Genomic DNA, 22,156 nt, shown 5'->3' on the forward strand with positions numbered 1-22,156 from the left:
GTTTGTTGTTAACCTTTTCCCCGCAGTTCAGAAGGAGATTTTCGGAAAAAGCTGTGAAAGTGCGTATAGAAATAGTTGAGATTGTTGTAGCCGACGGAAAATGCGATGTAGGAAATCTTCTCATCTGTCGATTGAATTCGTTCTTGTGCAAGAAGCATGCGGTAAGCCATAAGGTATTCGGAAAACTTCATGGCGGTTTCTTTAAGAAACAATTGTCCAAGGTAGGTGCTGTTCATCTGGAAACGCTCCGCCACGGATTTCAAGGTGATATTCTGAGCATACTCTGTCCTGATCATCAGCAGGATGCGGTTGACCAGCTTGGATAAGCTGTCATAGCTTACACCTAATACCGGGTCCTTGTTCAGGCTTTCGCCGTTCCTGTTACCGATCGAACCGCCCAGATCTTCGACGATGATCTTCTCAATCACTTGCTGCAGCTTGGTGCGTTCGACAGGCTTGAGCAGATAGTCTTTGACGCCACAGCGAATGGCTTCCTGGGCATATGTAAATTCACTATAGCCGCTCATAATGATATATTTCGTAGGGATTTGAAATTCGTTCAGCCTGCGGATCGCTTCATATCCAAGCTCCTTGCCAATGCAAACATCGAATATGGCGACATCCGGCAGCAGGTCGACCCCTTTGGACATGGCTTCCTCCGTGGATTCGCAGGTTTCGATCCGACCAAATCCGTATTGTTTCCAATCCAGGATTCGCTTCATTCCCTCCAAAATCTGAGGTTCGTCATCCACAATCATCAGTTTGTACATGTTCAATCACCTCTTTTGAAATCCGCACGGAAATGTTGACTCCAGCTTCCTCATTATTCGCAATCTCGATCGAAAAGCCGTCACCATAGAAAAAGTGAAGGCGCGTATATACGTTGCGCAGCCCGATACTATGGGAAGAAGGCTCATCATGGTTAGACAGTGTGCTTCGAACGGTATGTAAACGATCCGGAGGAATTCCGCGTCCGTTGTCCACGAACTCCAGAACATAACCGTCTTCAACTTCAAAGCCATTAACGACATACAAATTAAACTCATGATTCGCGTTAAAGCCATGGATGAAAAAATTCTCAGCCAAAGGCTGCATCCAGAATTTCACGGTCGGGATGAAGAGCAGCGCCGGCTCTACATTGACTTGATAATAAAAGCGCTCGGGATACTTAAACTCCATAATCTCCAAGTACTTCTGCAGCAATTCCAGCTCGCTTGCAATCGAAATGATATTTTCCTTTTTGACGATGTCGCGATAGAGCGTCCCCAGCGTTGCAATGGCGTCGGCGGTGTCCCTGTCCTGATTGACAAGAGCCGTGGAGCGGATAACCTCTAACGTGTTGTATAAAAAATGAGGGTTGATTTGGTGTTGAAGCGCTTTCATTTCAGTTTCCTGCTGTTTGATCTTTAACAGATATTCATTACGGATATGCTTATCCAGCTGCTGAATCATATCGTCCAATTCCCGGGCGATCATGCCGTATTCATTCCGACGGTAACGGGCAGGGCGGTTAGGCGTAAAATTGGCCATCTTCACGCGTCCAATCGATTGAATGATACGGCGCAGGAAGAGGGCATCATCCCGCATATTGTATGCAATGAGCAGAAGCACACTAATCATGGCCGCCAATATGATCAGAAAGATGGTGATCAGCATCCCGGCATGCTGACGAATAAGCATGGATAAATCGATGATGCTGACGAATTTGAAATTAAACTTGGCGGATGGGAAGGAGACAAAAAAGATATGTTTCAAAACACCTTTAGAAATAATACCGTGACTGCGTCCACTCGCCGCGGCTAGTCGGGATAATTCCTCCAGATCCCGGTCCTGTTCGTTACCGATCAAATATATTTCACCGGAAGGGCTGACGGCAGCTGCATTCCCCAATCGAAAGCTTTGAACGGATTTAAAGACTTGCTCACTGCTGACCAAGAAGCGTAGCTCTCCGAATTCCTGGGAACCTGACGTTGGATCCGACAGTTTCTTGCGATATACGAATCCCTTCATCAGGGTGTCGCGAAAAGCTTCATCCGTATTCGGAAGCCCGAAGGTAAAGCTTGCAATTCCGTTATCATTAAAACGGACGACATTGCCATACTTGTCGGTATGCGTGCTTATCTGCGTAATTTCACCTTGCGCCCAGCTGTACAGATAGGTCTTAACATCCTCCGGAAAAGAAACCAGCGGCTGTGAGAATTGGCTGTTCTGCAGCCTGCTGGTTAAGTATCCCTCAGCACTGCTGCTTAAAAAGCTGCGAGCATCATCCATCAGACCGGGATTGGAATAGATTCGCTGCATGTAAGCCTCGATGCGGTCGGCATCATACTGCAGCTCATTCTCTACACGCGAGAAGGCATTAGCCGCCTCGATACGGGCATTGCCAACCCATTGATTCAGCAGCATGGCACAGGTCAGCGTACCCAGCGTGAGTCCGATGGCCACGACGAAGATGACATAGGCAATAAACTTGTGACGATATATTTTGATTTGTAAAAAAGAGCCCATACGACACCTCGATTGCAGCAGGTCGTTGAAACAAGTGTTGCTAATCTCAATTTAACACGATTAATGCCTGGCTTCATAGATCGTAAGGGAAAAAGCACCCCTTAAGAGAGACTCATTAAGGGATGCGCTTGATTGTAATCTTACTTGAAGTAAGTGTTGATTTGCTCTTGGGCAGCCTGCATAATCGTGTCCATGCCGGCTGACTTTAATTCAGCCGTAATCTTCGGCACCATTTTCTCCGGATCGGATGCGCCTGTGATCAGTTCATATTTGTATTTATCCCATACGGCCTGGCAGTTCGCCACTTCGGTCTGAAGATCGGTGATGTCCAGCGCAAAGCCGAGGACGGTGGAGGAGGTCGCTGCATCGTTCAGCTTTTTAACCTGCTCCCATTGATCTTCAGGAGCGCCTTTCGTAACCGCCAGATTAAAGAACGTGCCTTGCGTGTAAGCCGCCAGCGGCCAAGTATCGGATGTACGCTCAATGACCTTTTCGCCATCAACGTTGTTGTAATCGACGCCCAACTCGCCGAATGCCAGCATATTGCGAAGTTTAGGATCCGTATTCACCAATTCGAGGTATTTCAAGGCTTCCTTCTTATATTTGGAATTCGCGGAAATTGCGTTGAGCGAGCCTTGAATCGTACTGGTGGTATAGATCGGCCCGTAATGCTGAACCATATCGTACTTCTCGATGGCGTCATTGATCTGCCAGCTGATCTCGGCTCCCGGGAATGCTTGGGCTGCAAAGAATGGTCTGCCTTTGTCGTTCTCCGTTTTTGTCGGAGCATCCGGATTGATGATGCCATCCTGGTACCATTGATGCAGCAGCTTCAGATTTGCCATAACATCAGGCTGCTCGAGTACAGAGACCACCGTGCGTGATGCATCGTCCGCTTTTACGCCGATGGGAGGGAAGCCCAGGGTTAAATCGTCATAGTCGTTAAAGAAGCCGTTCAAGCCTTCGCCTTGCGTCATCGGCAGCGGATAGAAGCTTTTGCCTTCGCCAGCCTTCATGTCATGGAGCGGCTTATCCAGATCCTGCAGCGTTTTGATATTGTTGATATCAATATTGTACTTTTGCACATACTTATCATCGAATACCCAGTACTGCGTCAGCGCGGAATCCTTGTAAGTCGGAACGGAATAATATTTGCCGCCGATTTTTGTACCTTCCCATACCTTCTCGGGAATCAGTTTATACAAGTCGGGCGTTTCGCTCTGAACCAGATCCGTAATATCGGCAAACGCGCCCATAGCAACTTGCTTACTGTATTTACCGCTGTTCGTGAACATGATGTCAAATGGTTCGCCGGTATTCACGATGGTGTTCATTTTGGTGTCCCATTCGCCCCAGCTTGCTACCTTGATGTCGACCTTCACGCCAATTTTCTCGGCTGTGTAGGCATTCATGGCATCAACCGCTTTGCTGAAATTGTTCGGCACCTGGCCGCCGATGGTCCACCAGGTCAACGTCGGGATATCTTTGCTTGTTTCGGTGTTCTCCTTCGGTGTGTCCGTTGTCTCCGCAGATCCATCCGTCGCAGCTGGAGACTTCGAGCCGCCGCAGGCTGCTAAAGCGGTCAACATGAGTGCCATTACGCACAGAGTAGAGATGAACTTAAAAGCTCTCTTCATTTCCAATTCCCCCTTATTGAAGTTAAATCGCTTAAGTGTTGTACAGCGTGATTTATCATAAACCAAGTTTTGCTTGGCTTATTTCCCAATTAGCCCTTCACAGCGCCGACCGTTAGCCCGGAAATAAAATATTTCTGGAAGAAAGGGTAAGCGAATGCTACGGGCAGCACGATGAGAATGGCGACCGCCATGCGGGCGGATTCCTTCGGCATCGTCGCAACGAGCATGGCGTAGCTTACGCCCATGCTGGCGGCATTCTTGGCCAGTGCATCGACATTGCTCATTAAGCTGTTGAGCAGCGCTTGCAGAGAATACAGGTTCTGGTTGTCGATATACAGCATCGATTGGAACCAGTCGTTCCAGTAAGCAAAGCAGAGAAACAGTCCGATGGTGGCGATGACCGGCAATGAGATCGGCAGAATGATGGAGAAGAAGATTCGAAGCTGGCTCGCGCCATCGATTTCAGCAGATTCGATCAGCCCATCGGGAATCGTGCTCTTGAAGAAGGTTTTACATATGATCACGTTGAACGATGAAACCGCGAGCGGTAGTATAAGTGCCCAGACGCTATCTTTTAGCCCTAGCAAATTCGTATTAATGAAGTAGCTGGATACCAAGCCGCCGTTGAATACCATGGGGATGAATACCACCCAGGTCAGAAAGCCCCTGAGTTTGTAGTTTGGGCGAGAGAGCACGTAACCCATGGAGGCCGTCAGCAACACGCCGAGCACGGTACCGACCACGGTAACGAGGGCGGATACCCCAAGCGCTCGCAGAATCATCGTTCCCTGCTTGACGATATAGACGTAAGCCTCCGCCGACAAAGCAACCGGGAGCAGGTGATATCCGGTCTCACGGATGGACTCCTCACTGGAAAAGGAAATGGATAGAACAACAACTACGGGTATGACGCAGAGCAGCGCCAAGATGATAAATATCAGGTTGAAGAACAGGTTGACGGCTTTGTTTGTACGGTTGAACTTTTCAAGGCCCGTCTCGTAAGTGGTTTTTGGTGTCATCGTCTTGCCTCCTTACATCATCGCGCTATCCGGATCGATTCTGCGAACAATCCAGTTAGCGATCAGAATCGTTGCGCATCCCAGAACAGACTGTACGAATGCGGCTGCGGATGCCATCCCTACGGTGGCGGTTTTCAGTTGTTTATACACCATGACATCGATGGTGGTCGCCACGTTGAACAGCGAATTGGAATCTCGGGTGACCTGAAAGAACAAGCCGAAATCCGTGTAAAATATGCGCCCGACGGCCAGTATGAACATCATGACGATCACTAGCTTGAGCATGGGTAATGTAATAAATCTTGTCTGCTGCCAAATCGAAGCGCCATCAATAACGGCTGCTTCATAATAGGTGCTGTCAATGCTCGTGATGGTTGCCAAATAAATGACCATACCATATCCCAGGCCCTTCCAGACATTTAAGAGAATCAAAAACAATGGCCAGTATTTCGGTTCCATATACCAGTTAATAGGATCGCTGCCCATACTGACGAGCATTTGATTGACAATCCCTTTATCGAAGCTTAAGAATGCCCAGCCTACCGCTGATACGACTACCCAGGAGAGGAAATAGGGGAGGAACATCATCGTCTGATAGACTTTGCTTGCTTTGCGGCTATGGAGGAGTCCGATCATAATCGCGAATAGAACGGGCAGAACAATCCCTAACACGATAAACACCATGTTGTATCCAATCGTGTTTCGAATAATGATCCAAGCGTCATTCGATTTGAACAAGAATTCGAAGTTTTTGAAGCCGACCCATGGACTGTTAAACACATTGCTCAAAAAGCCGCCGCTGATCCTAAAATTTTTGAAGGCGATAATGATCCCGAACATCGGTAAGAAACTAAACAGGATGTACCAAATCGTGGTCGGCAACGCCAAGAGGGTTAGTTCCGTATCCTGCTTGTGCCAGCGTATTCGTAAGCGCTTTCGTTTTTCTTTTGATTCGGCTTTAGAGCTCATGTTTGTCACTCCTTACGGTGTTATCTCGCTTGTCGTGCATTTGTTAGTTTCATTGTATAAGAGGAAGATTCGATGCTTCCAGATAACAAACTTGATACTATAGTCAACAAACGTTAGATTCGAAAGATTTATTGATTGTATAGGCAACAGAAAAATACCTCTGATCGGGATCAGAGGTATTCATTATCCACTATGATACTGCTGAAATGATCTCATCAATTTTAATCCAACGCGATTCCTCTTCGGCCATGGACAGTTTGATCTCCCGTCTAAACGTGTGGATCAGCACGACAATCCCAGTTAATTCCGTGTCCTCATATTCATCGAATAGTCTCACGGTAATCATACGGTGTTCATGAAATGACTCGGCGAGCGCACTCTCGATTAATTCCATTTCTTGCGGATCGAGCGTTGGCCGATCTTTCCGCCCCTCTTCCAGTTGCCTACGAATGATGGTTTCTTTGTGCTCCGGCAGCATCATCCGGCTTGATTCCCACAGCCCATTACCCTCAAGCTTTTTTCGTGTTGTCATTTATAGTGTCCTCCTATCTTGGCTGATCGGTCCAGCGCTTGGCCTGCGTCTGTTTTGGATACCGCTCGAATCACAATCGAATTCCCATATTTATTTTTTAGGGCATCGGTCACCCGTTCAAGTGCCATCGACCGCTCCCGTCCTGTATCAAACAATGATATTTGGTATTCCGTATCCGGGGAAAACTGTGACAAGCTAATACCGACCCTCCGAATCGGCAGGCCGTCCCAATACGTTTCAAGCAGCCGGCATGCCCAGCGGTAAACCTGATTCGTAATATTCGATGGATCCTCCATTTTCATCTGCCGGCTAAATCCCGTGGGGCGGTCAAAGTCGGCTCCCATACAACCGACCGACACCACATGCCCCATAAAACCAAGGCCGCGGCATCGCTGGCAAACCAGCTCTGTCAGCTCAAGCAGCACGACCTTGATTTCTTCCAGCTTGGTATAATCCCGAGGGAGGGTCATCATGTGTCCAACCGATTTAGGGTCAACCTGGTGCGTACCTGGCCTTACCGGGCTATCATCGATTCCGTTGGCAATTCGCCAGTACATCTCGGCTGAAATATCGGAATTTTTACCGAATTTACGGCGCATCATCTGCTTCAATTTAGCAAGAGGAGTCTGAGCCACGCTGCCGATCGTGGGCAGCCCCATGACGTTAAAGTGGCGGGTCATCTTGCTGCCGGCCATAAACATACAGCTAACGGGCAGTTTCCAAAGGGTATCCGCAAGCGAGTCCTTGGACAAAGTGTAGATGCCGGACGGATTTTTCTTGGCGTAGTTATCACAGGCCGTTTTAGCAAGGATTTTGGTTTCACCGATGCCGAAGCGGGCGTAAACACCCGTAGCATCCAGGATATGACGCTGAATGGTTTGGGCTAACTCATCGGGTGTGCCGAACAGATGCAGCGAACCGGTAACGTCTAGAAACTGCTCGTCGATACTGTAAGGCTCAACTAAATCGGTATAACTCTTGTATATCTCCGTGATTTGCATCGAAACGTCAATATACTTCTGCATCCTGGGTTTGATGACGACAAGATCCGGACACTTTGACAGCGCCTCCCCTAATCGCTCTGCCGTCGTTATTCCTTTTTCTTTAGCAAGCGGACAAGCAGCCAGCACAATGCCTGAACGTCTTTCCGGATCCCCTGCAACGACCAAAGGGCGATCTTTATACTCTGGGTGGTCTGCTTTCTCAACAGATGCATAAAAGGACTGGCAATCCCCTAACATGATCACTCGGTTAGATGATTTCACAACGGACTCCCCTTATCTGCGATTTTTAGCCCCAGGTAGGTGTACGATCGCTGCTCGATCTCTGCCTCAATCAGCCCCCACAGTATGGACAGCTTGTGATGATACCCTCTACAGATGAATTCAACCTCAATCCCAAGCTTTGTTTTTCGATCCTCGTAAACCTTAATGGCATATTCACGCATTTTTCTACGAGCTTGAGCTAAATCGGACAATGCGGCTGCCTGCAAATGGTCGATGATCGCATTCGTTAGCTCTAGGGTCTTTAAATCGGCTCTACATAGGATCGAACGGTCATGCTCTAACACATCAAGTAAAAGGGGTAATAAAATATAATCCTTCACCAGTTGGGTTTCATCTGGTTTCAACCTAATACTCAACATCATTAACCACCTCATTGACGGGAACGTTTGTTTGTATTATATGCGAACATTCGTTCTTTTATCAATGTAAATTATACCCTTATGATGACGAACCAGAACTCACAAGCGGTACCAATCATAATCAGTGATTAAAGACCCCGACCTGGAACCTTTCAATCAACGGATGGTTTTTATTCAGATTCACTTTCATTACAAAGTCGGAAGGGATCTCTTTGATACAAAACGAAATATCCTCCTGTAAAAATTCCGGCTTTTCATGATCGTAAAATTTCCCGGCCGCTTCCGACTTTCGAATCCGTTCAATGGTGTCCTCGGCAGATATGCGGTTAGTGTCTTGGAGAATCTCCGCTATATATTGTGCACAGGCCAGATCATCATCGCCAGACGGATGCGAAGCAATTAAATTAATCATCATGTCGTCATCTTCTTTTAATAAGTTTCTCTTTATAAACGCTGCTGTTGTTCTTGCATTGGTGAACCCGGTAACGAATAAGTGCTCGGTGCTCAGCGCGTTTAAGGTTGCTGTAACTCCATTAGTTGTCTTCTGGATCAGAAATTTCTCCCGAAGATCAAAGTTGTGTAAACGTACAGGCGAATTATCCAGCTCAAACCCCGGAATCGGCAGCCCCTGTATCTCTCCCGCTAATAAAAAGTCAGGATCGATTTTCTTTAGGCGTAAGGCGTCGTCCAGAGTTCCTGCCAGAATGATACCCTGAACCCCATTGATAAAGGCATAGTGCGCTACGGTAAAAGCCCTTATGACATCAATTACAACATTGATGTGTGATGCGTCCAACGTATGATGGTGTCCTTGAATAATCTTTATCGGCATGTCGTATCCCCTTTCACCCGGCATAGTGGGGGTATGTTAGTAACAGTATATTGGCCCAAATCCAAGGAGTGCTCAAATCCTCTAAGGCTTCGGCAGCAATGAGGGAATATTAAATCCGGATGTGGTGATAATTAGGAAGCATGTACAAATCAAGAACATGCCCTGTATTACACGAATTTCAAGTCCGAGGAGCGATACCATGGAAAAGACCAAAAAGCGAAAACTGAATATCAGCTTTCATAGCGATATCGACCTGCAGACCGACTCCGCGGAGACAAAAGACAACGAATCTTCGGGAAAATCAAAACCTTCTAAAGGCTCAAAGGGTCAAGTGTGGGAGTTTATCGCACTGGCGACGATCCCGATCGTGCTCGTTTTCGGCAATTCCATGCTCGTCCCGGGGCTTCCTGAAATGCAAAGGGAACTGGGTATCAGTAAATTCCAAAGCAGCTTGATCATTACGATTTTCTCCTTGGCAGCAGGCTTGTTTATTCCGATTATTGGTTATTTGTCCGATCGATTTGGACGCAAAGTTATTATTATCCCTGCCTTGATCATATATGGAGGTGCCGGTATTCTGGCAGGATTCGGCGCCATCTGGAACTCTTTTGCGGTGATTATCTCCGCGAGGGCAATTCAGGGGCTTGCGGCCGCCGGAACAGCACCGATTGCCATGGCCCTCGTCGGCGATTTATACGATGGCGGGACGGAAAGCAAGGCACTGGGCCTAATCGAAGCCTCCAATGGGGCAGGGAAGGTACTCAGCCCGATCATCGGCTCCCTGCTTATGCTGATCGTATGGTATGCATCCTTTTTCGCGTTTCCCGTGTTCTGTGCGTTGTCGTTACTGGCCGTCATTTTTATGATCAAAGAATCGAAACAACATTCAAAGCAAGAACTAAGGAAATACCTTGGAAAAATCAGAGACATCTTTAAAGAAAAAGGCCGCTGGCTCATCACTGCTTTTTTTGCCGGTTCGCTAGGGCTATTCATTTTGTTTGGCGTACTATTTTATCTATCCAACATTCTTGAAGACAAGCCTTACAACATTGACGGGGTCATGAAGGGCTTGATTTTGGCCATTCCATTACTTGGGATGGTTATCACTTCCTATACGACCGGAAGCTTGATCAAGAAAAATGGCCTGCTGATTCGTTGGCTGATGAATATCGGGCTGATTGCCATGACCCTTTCTCTGGCGGCTACACTTTTCTTTTTTAAGAACATTTACATGTTTATCGGGCTGCTGACAGTCAGCTGCATTGGAACCGGAATGCTTCTTCCTTGCTTAAATACGATGATTACCGGCGCTGTTGAGAAAAGTGAGCGAGGAATGATTACGTCCCTCTATAATAGCTTGCGATTTTTGGGGGTTGCCGCAGGGCCACCCTTGTTCGGGTGGATGATGGATAAATCGGATCATGTTGTTTTTATAACAGTATCTTCACTATCCTTGGTTACTTTAGGTTTGGTGTTCTTTTTGATTAAGCCGCCTCGGCAGATCGGATGACCGGACAAATCCCTTATGACAAAAGATGGGCACCTGTCAATGGGTATGAGCATATTATGCCAATGTCATTGGATTAAACGACTAAATCAAAAAGAATTGAGGAGATCCTAGAATGAACAGTTCCCTGCGAACAGTTTGGCCCATGGAAATATGTGATCCGAGCGGGCTGCGCGAAAATCCCGAACACGGCAAAAAAGACCACGACACCTACGGGGTCATGGAACGCGGGATGACGATGGTTATTGATAAAGGCCTGGGTAGAAACATGTTTTCAGATGTGATCGAAACAGCCTCGGATTACATCGATTGCGTCAAATTCGGTTTTGGGACGGCTCCGCTGTATAAAACGGAAATGCTGCTATACAAGATCAATTTAGCCAAACAACATGGAATTACGGTCATGCCCGGCGGGACCTTGCTTGAGACAGCTGTGCAGCAAGAGGCCGTCCCCGCATTTTTTAATACCGTTTGCCGTCTTGGATTTAACGCTATAGAAGTATCTGACGGTACGATTGAGATGTCTCGAAAAAAACGAACGGAACTTATCCGGGAAGGTAAACAACGCGGACTTCGGGTCTTTACGGAATATGGCAAGAAACAATCCGGTTCCTACATCGACGCCGAAATGCTCGCGTATACGATGGAAGCGGATTTAGACGTAGGCGCCGAGTTTATCATCGTTGAAGCTCGCGAGTCCGGACTAGGTATCGGTATTTTCGATAAGCATGGCGAGTGCCAGGAAGAAATGATAAATAATATCATCGACAACGTGTCGGATGCAAGGAAGCTGATTTGGGAGGCACCTCTTAAGCAGCAGCAAGCGATGCTTCTCCAAAAATTTGGATCGAATGTACATTTGGGGAATATCCAACCCACCGAAGTGCTTTCCCTTGAAACGATGCGCCGGGGACTTCGTCAAGATACGTTTGAACTCGGGGTGAGAGAGAAACATACAGATGGATTTTGTTACGTAATTTAAACATAGACCAAACCACAAGAGAATGATAAATACTAGAGGGCTGCCTATGGATATCTCCAGAGTCAGCCTATACATATTTTCGTTAATGAGATCTATCCCGGAATCCCCTTTAGGGAACAAGCATACACTAAAAAAGCAGGACTGGCTTGTTACTCTAATCTATGAAGGATGATTCCGTGTGAATTTACAGATCATACCCGGGCGAAAGAACCCCTTTTTCTTGCGTCATATTTCTAAGAAACTCTTCTTCATTACCGCCGGCTCCATCATTCAAGGTTTTGCCATGGCCATGTTCTTGTTTCCTCACGCCATTCCTTCGGGGGGAGGAGCTGGGATCGCGGTGCTTCTGAACCATGCGTTCGAGATCCCAATGAGTCTCGGACTGTGGCTAGCCAATTTTATTTTCCTTGCCTTTACAGTCCCTTATCTTGACGGTGTCAGTGCCTTCGGGACCATATTTGTTATAACGGTGACGTCCGTTTCCGTTAATTTCTTCGAGGTGTTCTTAGAACCCCCGTTCGGCAACGTATGGATCGATCTTCTATTTGGCTCGGTTATTCTCGGAACAGGTGTCGCCATCCTCATAAAGCAGAGGGTATCGAATGGGGGAATCGGTTATGTTGCCTTAGCCATTTATAAGTATAAAAGAATTAACCCCGGTACCTCATTGTTCTGGATGAATGGAATCATATTCGCCTTCACGGCCTATGTGATCGATTGGAAAATTATTATCCTTGCAGTTGTATGCCAGTGGATATCGACCCGGATCATTAACTGGATTCATCAGTTTCCTCCTCCTAAGTCGATCTATGAACCCGCTTGGCGCAAAAAGTGATTCTGTGTATGGACATAAGAGTGATTGACAAATATAACAAAAATATGGAAATTTGGGTCGTGCGGCCTATATTAAATGAAAAACAATGTAAGTTATAGTTTGAATATGTCATAACATGTTTGAATATTCGACAAATTCACACTTCGTAGTACGATAATAGCAAACCCACTGAAAAGTGGCGACGCAAAGCTACAGGGGCTAATGTGGAGCTACTTAAGACCGCGATGCCAGCCAGTTACCGAATACGACGGAAGCCTCCGTCTGTTTTGTTGTGGTTATCATAATGGATGGGGGTTTTTTATTTTTCGCTAGGAGCTGCCGAATGCAGCCGCGGCGATGAATAGGAGATCGATTCCATTATTAATCGCTTATTCTTACAAGGGAAGAAGGGAAAATAATGGGTCAAAGAACACTGGTAGAAGCAAACAATCATTTTCCTAATATCCTCAGTATGACTGAAATAAAAGAAAGGTTGATTGAACGGAAAGAAATTCTTTATTTGCTCCAAGAGGAAACAAGGAATATGAACGATTTGCTGTCTATACCCTATCTATTTGTTATAACAGATATGGATGGAACCGTCATCGATTATTGCGGAACAGGTTCGTTAAAAAGTTTTCTCGAGAGAAATAATATGAAAAGTGGGACCTCATTGGCAATGGAAGACGCAGGAAATAATGCCATTTCATTATCCATGGAACAACAAACGCTTTCTGTCGTAGTTGGGGCCGAGCATAGTAATCGCTTGTTTTCAGAATTGGCGTGTGTTTGTACTCCCCTTCGAATAAAAAATGTGATCATAGGCTACCTGGGCCTAAGTTTTCATTATTTACACGAGGTTACATTTGCCATACCACTCATTGAACACTTGGCCAAGAATATTGAAGAAAAGTTACCTCAAAAGGATCCCATTCTGCAAAGGGAGCTGATCTATTCTCACTTTCACCAATATGAATTAACGAATCGAGAGAAAGAAATAGCATATGGGTGGCTGGAGAATAAAAATGTACCTGAAATTGCTGATATTTATGGTATTAGTCAAAGCACGGTTCGTACTTTTATTAAAAAGATATATGCAAAAACGAGAGTCAACCATAAAGGAGCATTTCTTAAAAAATTTACATAACCGTCATAAAAATTCTTAAGACAAAGATTACCCAATTCTGGGTATTTTTTTTGTTTACGTCGAATTTTATAATGATAAGTAGCTGTAGCTGTAGCTGTAGCTGTAGCTGTAGCTGATTCGCGTTATCGATAAGATAAGAGCTTCAAATCTTATGGTTTGAAAAAGTTTGTCCCAGGAACTGTGGCAACGGTCATCAATCACTTGTTACGACGGGGGTGGGTGAACAAGATGATTTCTATCGAGAGCGAGCTCGAACAAGTAGCGAAAAAACTCGAACTTCTCCGAAGAGAGCTTGAGCGAATGGCTAGCAGCTTCGAATTGGTGCATCAAGATGTTGTCGCCATTTCACAGTCGTTGGATAAGCTGATTGTTCGTTACATGCAATTAAAAAACCAAGAGGAATTTATCCAAAAGAAAGAGGAAGGGCACAAGGGGGAAGTCAGCGTATTTGAGAGACAATGACAAGAGATAGAGGAGAATGGGCACAGAAGATACCTTCTGTGCCTTATGTATTTCTGCAAGCAGCCGCGTGTGGGTACTCTATCTAAAAGATCGAAATAAGCTCCTGGGTATACGGATGCCGTTCATCCGAGAACAAATGATCGCGGTTGAATTGATCCACAAGCCTGCCGTCTTTCATAACCAAGATTCGTTGGCTCATTTGGGCTACAGCAGCCAAATCATGTGAAATAAATAAGTAAGACAAATTTAAAGAAGAGCGAAGCTTCGTCAATAAAGCCAGAACGGCCCCCTGTGTGATCACATCCAGGCTTGCCGTAGGTTCATCTAACACGACAAGTTCCGGTTCGATGCTTATCGCACGCGCAATCGTTACACGCTGGCGTTGTCCTCCGCTTAATTCGTGCGGATACTGATTCGCTAAACGCTCGGGTAGTTCAACGGCGTCAAGAAGCTGCTTGACGAAGGCCTCCTTAGAGGTATAGGAAAAATGCCGGAGACTGAGCTTCTTCCGGTACTGCTCGTACGGGTCTATCAGTGAATCCTTTATCTTGAGCTTGGGGTTCAAAGCAGCGGATGGATTTTGGAACACGATCTGCATCTTTTGTCGGTAAGGGTGCAATTGCCGCTCATTAAGCTGTTCAATCGCTTCATTCTTGAAATGAATCGCGCCTTCGTCGATCGTCTCGATTCGCAGCAAGCAGCGGGCGAGCGTGCTTTTGCCGCAGCCGCTTTCCCCGACAAGACCAAGACATTCCCCCTGATTCAGTTCGAAGGAGAGGTTGTTAATGGCAGTTTTCTGTCCCTGATATGATTTCGTAAGTTGTTTAACAGATAACAGCTTCATACAATCTCCGCCTCCCGTACACCCGATGAAAGTCGGTGATTTAGCGTTGGGGCCGCATGGATCAATGTTTGGGTATACTCGTGCCGAGGATGCGCAAGAACAAAGTCTTTTTCGCCCGATTCAATGATTTGGCCCTCTTTCATGATAGCCAGACGGTGGGCATAACGTTTGACATGGCGCCAATCATGGGTGATGAATAGAATGGCAAAGCCTGTCTCTTTTTGTTTCATTGCAAGGAGCTCCAAAATCTTATGGCCGGACACACTGTCCAGCGCCGTGGTGATTTCATCGGCAATTAATAAATCCGGCGACAGCAGAAGCGCCATAGCAATGGAGACCCGTTGAAGCTGCCCTCCGCTTAATTGAAACGGATACCGATGATACATGGATTCGTCTAACCCTACGGAATCTAGTGCAGCGAATGCGCTGAGCCGCCGAGTTTTGGAATCGGAGATACCGTGAGCTTTCTGGTATTCTTCAAAATGCTGGCCAATCGTTCTGAAGGGTGTAAATGAACCTTGGTAATCTTGAAAAATATAGGCTAGTTTCGAGCCGCGAACGGTTCTCATTTGTTTAGGTGATAGAGACAAAAGATGGAGTTCTTTATAGTATATGTTCCCTTCGACCCGCAAATTAGGTGGGAGCATTTGACCAATTGCCAGGGAGAGCAGGGATTTTCCACTGCCGCTTTGTCCAACCAGCGCATACCATTCTCCTTCACGGATGGAGAGTGTGACGTTATCGATAATCTTCTTGTCTTTGCTGCTTATGGAAACTTGCTCGACGGACAGCGTCATGATCGCACCTCTTTTCTTACATCAAAATGGTCGCGTAAATAATCCCCCAGCATATTCGTTAGCAGTACAGCGAATACAATGGATAAACCGGGATATATCATTAATTCAGGCTTTGATTGGAAATAGGGCCGAGAGTCGTTAAGCATGGCTCCCCATTCCGGAGTGGGAGGCTGAGCCCCGAGTCCAATGTATGAAAAGGCGGAAATGAGCAGGATAATCTTCCCAAGGTCAAGGCTTGCCAGTACAAGAACATGTCCCACGATATGAGGAAATAAATGCTTGCGCATGATTTTGCCCGAAGATAAACCATTGGTTCGAGCAATCAGAACGTAATCTTTTTGGGACTCCGATAATACTGTGCTGCGAACAAGCCGGGCATAACTGACCCATTTTACCATCACAATGGCAAGCACAAGGTTGCTGATCCCGGCTCCAAGCAATCCGCTCAGAACAATCGCGACAATCGTATCGGGGAAAGACAGAAATCCATCGGCAATACGCATGAAAATACGATCCACGACCCCTCGTTTAAATCCTGAAATAAGACCAAACGGGACTCCAATCACAAGAGAAACCATCAGAGCCAGTAAGCTGAAACCCATCGTTTGTTGTCCTCCCAGCAAGAGCCTGGTAAGAACATCCCGGCCGAGCTGGTCTGTTCCGAGCGGATGCCGAAGACTCGATCCTTGAAGGCGATGATCCAAGTTTGTTAATGTTGGATCATGTCTTAAGAAAATAAATGCGTAAACGATAACCAATAAAACAAGGAACAGACTAGCCAGTGCGAAGCTCCCTTGCCAGCCCGGCTTTTTTATCTTTGGCAATGGTGAAGACAAGCCTTTCATCCCTTTATCCCCCTTTCTTTGAGCTTCATTTCAGGGTTTAAATATCGGTAAGACAAATCCACGCCTGTGTTTACCATAAAAACAATAATGGCCATCATTAAAATGTAGCCCTGGATAAGGGGATAGTCTCGTTGGCGTATGGCATCCACGACAAGCTTTCCTACCCCTGGGTACGCAAATAGAACTTCAATGACTAACACCCCGCCGATCAAGCTTCCTAAACTGACGCCGAAAAAGGTAATGACAGGAGGGAGGCTGTGCCTGAAGGCATGCACGAAAAAAATTCTCCTCTCCGACAGACCTCGCGCTCTCGCGGCACGGATAAATTCCTGGCTAAGCGAATCAAGCAAGCTGGAGCGGAGTAAACGAACATATACACTGGAAATCGCCAAACCAAGCGTCAATGACGGCAAGACCAGGGTAATCCATCCGTCTCTTCCCATAATGGGCAGCCAGTTCAAGCGCACACCGAATAAGTCGATAAAAATAAGGCCAAGCCAAAAACTTGGAACGGCGGCTCCAAGAATGGATAGGATTCTGCTCAATTGATCTATCCAGCTATTCCGGTAAAGGGCGGACAGCGATCCGAGCGGGATGGATACGACCAGCATAACGATCAACGCACCGACCGCTAGTTCGAGTGTAGCCGGCAGTCCCGTTAAAATGACGTCCATTACGGGTTGACCCGTGATATAAGAGCTGCCGAAATCAAGCTGAACAAATTTAACCAGCCAAAGTCCATATTGGACAAGCAGCGGCTCATTGAATCCCATTTCCTCTCTTAGGGCCTCTACCTGCTCCTGACTTACGGATAATTCATCCACGTTCAAAATGGTTAAGACCGGATCGCCAGGGGCAAGTCGAATGAACAAGAAGCTGATAAACGTAATAAATAACAAAAAAAATAAGACTTCCGCGAATTTACGAGTAAGGATTCGGAGCATTTAATTCACATCCAACCGGTTTGTAATCATGTAATATTCACTGCGGGTAGTCAGCCAGTTTTTCACTTTGTGTTCGTTATAGGCAACAATGGTCGAAGGATGCAGAACAAACGAATTAATCATGTTGTTGTGAACATAATCAGCGGCTTGTTCCGAAAGCGAAGCACGTTCTTCTTGGTTCACGGTTTGATTGAGTTGATCAATAATGGCCGTCAGTTCAGGACTTTGAGCACCGGAAAAGTTGAGAGCGCCCGTTGGGTGATACGTTGCATTTAAGTAATAACCGGCGTCTCCGCGCGGGGCCGTTAGATTACTGTACGTAGCGAGATCCCAATCGCGGTTAGAAGCCATATACTCCTCGGGGATATCGATCTGGCGAATCTCAACGTCGATTCCGATTTGTTTGGCGTCCGACTGAAAAACTTGAGCTATTAAAGGCAAGTCTGCTCTTGCACTATAGGTCAATAAGGTGAAAGTCAATGGTTCACCGTTTTTTTGCATTTTCCCATTCACAAGTGAATATCCCGCTTTCTCCAAGTGCTTCACAGCGATGTCTGCACCCGTTTCGCTCTGTTCGTAAGTGGGGGCAAAGGGCAATGAAGGTAAAAATGGGCCGATAGCGGGTTCAGCGTAGCCTAACAGAATGGTATCTACAATCTTCTGCCGATCAATCAAGGCATCCACCGCGCGGCGAACATGAACGTCCTGTAAACTTTCGCGTTCCATATTCATGGTCATTTGATGCACGCGGAACGTCGCAGTCGACTCCACTTTAATTCCACCCTGGGCTTGCAATGATTCTAAGCTTTCTGTCTCCGGGCGATACACGATATCCACCTGACCGGATTGGAGCGCTAGCGAACGGGCATTGGCATCCTCGTTAAAGGCAAACGTCACGGAATCAAGGTTGGAAGCCCCATCCCAATAGTCGTCATAGCGTTCAAGCTCCAGCTTGCTCCCCGGCGAGAACGACTTTAATACGAAAGGACCGGTTCCTATAGGACGGTTTATAATGTCTTCTTCCGTTACGTCAATAATGGATACATTAGGATTAACAAGCTCAGAGACAAACTCGGGAAACGGTTGCTTTGTTGTGATTTGCAGTGTGTAACCGTCCGCTTCAATCTTTTCGATTTTGAGTGCATTCTGAATAGCTACACTCTCTTTTAATGCCCGTTCAAGGGAAGCCTTCACCGCATCAGCATCCATGACATGACCGTTATGGAACGTAATATTCTCCCGTAATTTAATCGTCCAGTGCTGACCATCCTCACCTTCCCAGCTTTCCGCCAGCCAAGGCGCGATCGACAGATTCTCTTCATCCAGCCGTACCAGCGTTTCGGTTATCCCCGCCCGTAACGGAACATAACTTGAATCAACATGAGGATCTAAAGACTTCGTTGAGAAATTATAGAGAAAATCAATGTGCTTTTTCTCCTCGGCGCGTTGGGAGGGCCGGGCGCAAGCGCTGATCAAACTGATGCATACCAATAGGATGCCAAGCTTCAGAAAGTGATTTCTTATGTACATATGATGATCGCTCCTTTATTCGTAAACATTACGATCTAAATAATAGCTTAATGATCCTGTTGTGACAAGAAAATTTTCTGTTTGGATTTCAAGGTGTCGGGGGAAAAGGATCAAATCCCCTTGTTTTACTGGTGGTTTTAAGATTCGGCAGGGGATTGAATGCAATAAGTTGACCTTACGTAACGTCAATCTATTAATCTTGGGGAAAGTAGGGTTTTTGATGGGGGGATTGTAAAAGTGGTTGATAATCGAACAGTAATGGAGTCTGGAAGATGTATGGAGTGTGGAGCTAAGGGGATCGATGGGTTTTCATGCTATGAATTATTCGGTTTTCCTCTTGTCTGGGAACATCGTGATCCAGCGTTATATGCTTTACATTTTTGGCTTGTTTCATGTTATATGCTGCAGCATCCTTCCAACTATACAGAGGAAGGTTACCGATTGCTGGTTGATTTATTTACGGATGCTTATGATCATGATTGGGATACCGCCTATATACTCAAGAAAAATCGAGAGTTAGTAACCAAGGTGGGTAAAATAACAAACCCTCTTCCGAATAACGAAAGAAAACGCAAATCTAAATTTTGGTCAATGACCATAGAAGATATCTACTTGGGCGGTGGAACAAACGCCATCGCAAATATCATCAAGTGGAAAGAACAAATACGATATGAATTAAAATAAGAGAAACAACATTAAGATTTACTAAGGCAAGAAGTAAAAAAGATGACCTCCGAAATTCGGAGGTCATCTTTTGTCCTCATGAATCCATTACCAACACCCGAAGGGAGGTGCGGCGGAGGATTCGCGAAGCCAACCAGCAGCCGCTGACGGCGATAACAAGTGCGATTAGAGCCAGGCCAATGGCCAGAGGCCATTCCATGATAAGCGGCAGCTTGACAATCCCATAAGTAGAGAGCAGACCGCGCAGCACGGCCGGCAATGCGTAGACACCGCAAGCGATACCAACAAGCGCACCGAGCGCAGCCAGTCCGGCAATGCCGCTTGTCAGGGCGCGACGGATGTCGGTTGCAGTCAGGCCAAGCGAGGCATAGATGCCGTATGTTTTCGTTTCCTTCCGTATGTGTAAACGGCAAGTCGTATAAACAATAAGACAAGTGACGGCCATGAACAAAAGGGCCAGCATGCTCATCGGAATGAGCAAAACTGCCGCAGCTTCTTTGAATACGGAATCAAGCAGCACTTCCTGCTTCAGCGCTTGGATGGAGGGGCCATAGCGTTCGTTCAGCTGCTGCACAACCGCATCGCTGTCCTTATTGTCCTTTAGCTGAATAAACCCCGCGTCCGGATTTAGCTGCTCCACCAGGTCCGAGGTGACTCGAGCGGTGTTCGACATATTCGAGATGGACTGAAACGTGCCGGTGATCAGCAATTGATGCGGTTTTCCTTCAATGTAGATCGTGAGTACGTCGCCGATATCTTTTTGCAATTTACGGGCGATATTGATTCCGATAGAAATTTCATTAGGCAGTGCAGGATTACGTCCTGCCAGCGAGGCGTAACCCATCTCGTCCATGTTTCCTTCCACGACCGTCAAAGGGAGGCTGAACGTCTGTTGAGGGTTGCCATCCCTCCCGGTCTCAGCGATGGCGCCGGTGGCTGACCCGGACCAGTTCAGGTTGAGAACCCGAGCGTCGTTTTCGATATAAGATTGCATTTCAGTTCGATCCAAATGCTCCCCATTGATAACCATAATGGCGATATCCGCATCGTCATAACCCCACTGAGCCGACGTTTCACTAATGCGATAGACACTGGTTACCAGCACGGCGCCAAAGACGAGAACAGCCACCGTGATGCTCATTAGCAGAAAGATCAGTGCTGCGCTTTTTTTGTTGCCGCTCACATGCTTCCAGCCGATGACCGTGGGTACGGACCATCGATCCAGCAGTCTTCCACCATGCTGATGGGTACGGCTGTGCGAAGACTCCGACATGCCGTAACGGATCGCTTGAATGGGCTCGATATGGCGTGTCTTGGCAGCATACAGAAGGACGCATAGAAGGATGATGAGCAATAGGCCGAGGCCAGTCCAGATGGCAACGTCTGCCGCTTGAACGGGAACAGTTGCTGTGTCGGATTTGAGGAAAGACAGGGAATTCTGGATGATGACATCTGAAAGGAGGCGGCTTGCAATCAGAGCGGGTACCAAGGCGATAACCGCCATGAACCCGTACTGCAGCATATAAGTGCCGATGATTCGTTCGGAGGTCATGCCAATTGATTTGAGAATGCCGATCGTGCGGTAATTGGCAAGGATCGTGTCTGTGATTGTAAAGCCGATCGTAAGCAAGGCGACGACGATCATGACCAAACCGAGGAAACTCATCACAAAGCCGATCACCTTGTTCATGATAAAGTAAAAGGCCGACAGTTCGGCAAACGAAACGCGTTCCTCCAAAAACGGCGATCCGAGCGCCTGCTCAAAGCGCTGCCAATATTGCCCGCTTTGTTCGGGATGCGCATAGCGAAGCGACAACATGTAGTGTTCCGGCGTATCCAAGCTGCCCATGGTTGACCGATAGTCGGCTTCGTTCATCCATATGCGGGCCGTGGTCGAGAAAGGACCGCCATGGGATATGTCGATGACAATGGCGCCGATCGTGAATGGTACGGGTACCGCCCCTGAGGTGAACATCAATTCATCGCCGATGTGCATGTCGTATTTGTAGGCAAGCGAGGTGGGGATCCAGATCTCGCCGGCTTCCGGAACGGTCAGATGCTCAGGGCCTGAACCGGGAAGAGGATTGTTGACCCCGTGCGGCATCGGAGGGGTATTGATCATATACAGATAAAGATTGGGCAACTCTTCCCCGTTAAAGACCAGTCCCGTCCACGGCTTGTAAGGGATTAAGCTGGAGGCGGTTACGCCTTCTTGGCTGGACCACCAGTCGGCCACCATTTGTTCGTCATGCAGCCCGCGGGTCATATTTATGACTTCATGGGCACCCTGAGCAGCCGTATGGCGATCGTTGAATACATTTTCCGTATTCATCAAGACCGTGAATGCGGTGCTGACTAATAGAGCGGATAGGGCAATAAGCAATGCAATCAGCGTGTTTTGCATTTTTCTTTTGCGCAGGTTGCCCCAGCACAGTATCAATATAGATCGCATCTCTGA

21 protein-coding genes and 1 riboswitch are annotated in these 22,156 nt (G+C 46.9%); of the genes, 6 read left to right on the forward strand and 15 right to left on the reverse strand.

All coding sequences use genetic code 11. The features are described 5' to 3' along the window. Positions 1–8: 8 nt before the first annotated feature. From ACETK5_RS03345 to ACETK5_RS03385, 9 genes are all read right to left on the reverse strand, one after another. Complete coding sequence (locus tag ACETK5_RS03345; RefSeq protein ID WP_127593255.1) at positions 9–770, reverse strand: response regulator transcription factor; 762 nt, start codon at positions 768–770, stop codon at positions 9–11. Continuing rightward, the gene (locus ACETK5_RS03350) at positions 745–2,508 is read right to left on the reverse strand and encodes a sensor histidine kinase (protein WP_326114552.1); all 1,764 of its coding nucleotides are present in this window, start codon (positions 2,506–2,508) and stop codon (positions 745–747) included. The genes ACETK5_RS03345 and ACETK5_RS03350 overlap by 26 nt, the downstream gene beginning before the upstream one ends. A gap of 140 nt (positions 2,509–2,648) precedes the next feature. Further along, entirely contained in the window at positions 2,649–4,145 is a 1,497-nt protein-coding gene (locus tag ACETK5_RS03355; protein WP_326114553.1) for an ABC transporter substrate-binding protein, read from the reverse strand. A gap of 89 nt (positions 4,146–4,234) precedes the next feature. Beyond that, positions 4,235–5,164 carry a carbohydrate ABC transporter permease gene (locus ACETK5_RS03360; protein ID WP_100538722.1) on the reverse strand — a complete coding sequence of 310 codons (930 nt, stop codon included), beginning with the start codon at positions 5,162–5,164 and terminating at the stop codon, positions 4,235–4,237. Positions 5,165–5,176: 12 nt separating this feature from the next. Beyond that, positions 5,177–6,133, reverse strand: a complete 957-nt coding sequence (locus ACETK5_RS03365; RefSeq protein WP_100538721.1) for an ABC transporter permease — start codon at positions 6,131–6,133, stop codon at positions 5,177–5,179. Between the two features lie 190 nt (positions 6,134–6,323). Further along, positions 6,324–6,665, reverse strand: a complete 342-nt coding sequence (locus tag ACETK5_RS03370; RefSeq protein WP_100538720.1) for a YolD-like family protein — start codon at positions 6,663–6,665, stop codon at positions 6,324–6,326. Then, positions 6,662–7,930: a DNA polymerase IV gene (locus ACETK5_RS03375; RefSeq protein ID WP_243390813.1), complete on the reverse strand. Its 1,269-nt coding sequence runs from the start codon at positions 7,928–7,930 to the stop codon at positions 6,662–6,664. The genes ACETK5_RS03370 and ACETK5_RS03375 overlap by 4 nt, the downstream gene beginning before the upstream one ends. Then, the gene (locus ACETK5_RS03380; RefSeq protein WP_326114554.1) at positions 7,927–8,310 is read right to left on the reverse strand and encodes a hypothetical protein; all 384 of its coding nucleotides are present in this window, start codon (positions 8,308–8,310) and stop codon (positions 7,927–7,929) included. Before ACETK5_RS03380 ends, ACETK5_RS03375 begins: the two co-directional genes overlap by 4 nt. Before the next feature lie 121 nt (positions 8,311–8,431). Further along, positions 8,432–9,142 (reverse strand): 2-phosphosulfolactate phosphatase, encoded by a 711-nt coding sequence (locus ACETK5_RS03385; RefSeq protein WP_100538718.1) that lies wholly within the window; start codon positions 9,140–9,142, stop codon positions 8,432–8,434. 199 nt (positions 9,143–9,341) lie between these two features. On the opposite strand from ACETK5_RS03385, the gene ACETK5_RS03390 reads away from it, so the two are divergent. The 5 genes from ACETK5_RS03390 to ACETK5_RS03410 all read left to right on the forward strand — a co-directional run bounded on the left by ACETK5_RS03390 (position 9,342) and on the right by ACETK5_RS03410 (position 14,054). Next, positions 9,342–10,652: an MFS transporter gene (locus ACETK5_RS03390; protein ID WP_326114556.1), complete on the forward strand. Its 1,311-nt coding sequence runs from the start codon at positions 9,342–9,344 to the stop codon at positions 10,650–10,652. Positions 10,653–10,764: 112 nt separating this feature from the next. After that, positions 10,765–11,631, forward strand: a complete 867-nt coding sequence (gene comA, locus ACETK5_RS03395) for a phosphosulfolactate synthase (RefSeq protein ID WP_100538716.1) — start codon at positions 10,765–10,767, stop codon at positions 11,629–11,631. 178 nt (positions 11,632–11,809) lie between these two features. Next, complete coding sequence (locus tag ACETK5_RS03400; protein WP_394054310.1) at positions 11,810–12,466, forward strand: YitT family protein; 657 nt, start codon at positions 11,810–11,812, stop codon at positions 12,464–12,466. A gap of 148 nt (positions 12,467–12,614) precedes the next feature. Next, positions 12,615–12,709: riboswitch (cyclic di-GMP riboswitch) on the forward strand. A 154-nt stretch (positions 12,710–12,863) separates the two neighbouring features. Then, positions 12,864–13,592, forward strand: coding sequence for a helix-turn-helix transcriptional regulator (locus ACETK5_RS03405; RefSeq protein ID WP_326114557.1), 729 nt, complete (start codon positions 12,864–12,866; stop codon positions 13,590–13,592). Between the two features lie 228 nt (positions 13,593–13,820). Beyond that, positions 13,821–14,054, forward strand: coding sequence for an aspartyl-phosphate phosphatase Spo0E family protein (locus ACETK5_RS03410; RefSeq protein WP_326114558.1), 234 nt, complete (start codon positions 13,821–13,823; stop codon positions 14,052–14,054). Between the two features lie 82 nt (positions 14,055–14,136). Here ACETK5_RS03410 and ACETK5_RS03415 read toward each other — a convergent pair whose 3' ends face one another. Genes ACETK5_RS03415 through nikA form a run of 5 tightly spaced genes read right to left on the reverse strand, consistent with a single transcriptional unit; the run spans position 14,137 to position 19,014 of the window. Next, positions 14,137–14,898, reverse strand: coding sequence for an ABC transporter ATP-binding protein (locus ACETK5_RS03415; RefSeq protein ID WP_326114559.1), 762 nt, complete (start codon positions 14,896–14,898; stop codon positions 14,137–14,139). Beyond that, positions 14,895–15,695: an ABC transporter ATP-binding protein gene (locus ACETK5_RS03420; RefSeq protein WP_100538712.1), complete on the reverse strand. Its 801-nt coding sequence runs from the start codon at positions 15,693–15,695 to the stop codon at positions 14,895–14,897. Before ACETK5_RS03420 ends, ACETK5_RS03415 begins: the two co-directional genes overlap by 4 nt. Continuing rightward, positions 15,692–16,540: a nickel transporter permease gene (nikC, locus tag ACETK5_RS03425; RefSeq protein WP_100538711.1), complete on the reverse strand. Its 849-nt coding sequence runs from the start codon at positions 16,538–16,540 to the stop codon at positions 15,692–15,694. Before nikC ends, ACETK5_RS03420 begins: the two co-directional genes overlap by 4 nt. Further along, a complete protein-coding gene (gene nikB / locus ACETK5_RS03430) occupies positions 16,537–17,484 on the reverse strand; it encodes a nickel ABC transporter permease (protein ID WP_326114561.1) in 948 nt (315 codons plus the stop codon). Before nikB ends, nikC begins: the two co-directional genes overlap by 4 nt. After that, positions 17,485–19,014 (reverse strand): nickel ABC transporter substrate-binding protein, encoded by a 1,530-nt coding sequence (nikA, locus tag ACETK5_RS03435; RefSeq protein ID WP_100538709.1) that lies wholly within the window; start codon positions 19,012–19,014, stop codon positions 17,485–17,487. Between the two features lie 258 nt (positions 19,015–19,272). On the opposite strand from nikA, the gene ACETK5_RS03440 reads away from it, so the two are divergent. Beyond that, the gene (locus ACETK5_RS03440; protein WP_243390812.1) at positions 19,273–19,698 is read left to right on the forward strand and encodes a DUF5946 family protein; all 426 of its coding nucleotides are present in this window, start codon (positions 19,273–19,275) and stop codon (positions 19,696–19,698) included. 76 nt (positions 19,699–19,774) lie between these two features. Here ACETK5_RS03440 and ACETK5_RS03445 read toward each other — a convergent pair whose 3' ends face one another. Further along, entirely contained in the window at positions 19,775–22,150 is a 2,376-nt protein-coding gene (locus ACETK5_RS03445; protein ID WP_100538707.1) for an ABC transporter permease, read from the reverse strand. Between the last annotated feature and the right edge of the window lie 6 nt (positions 22,151–22,156).

It is taken from the genome of Paenibacillus ilasis (assembly GCF_043195395.1).
Lineage (GTDB): Bacteria > Bacillota > Bacilli > Paenibacillales > Paenibacillaceae > Paenibacillus_AQ > Paenibacillus_AQ lautus.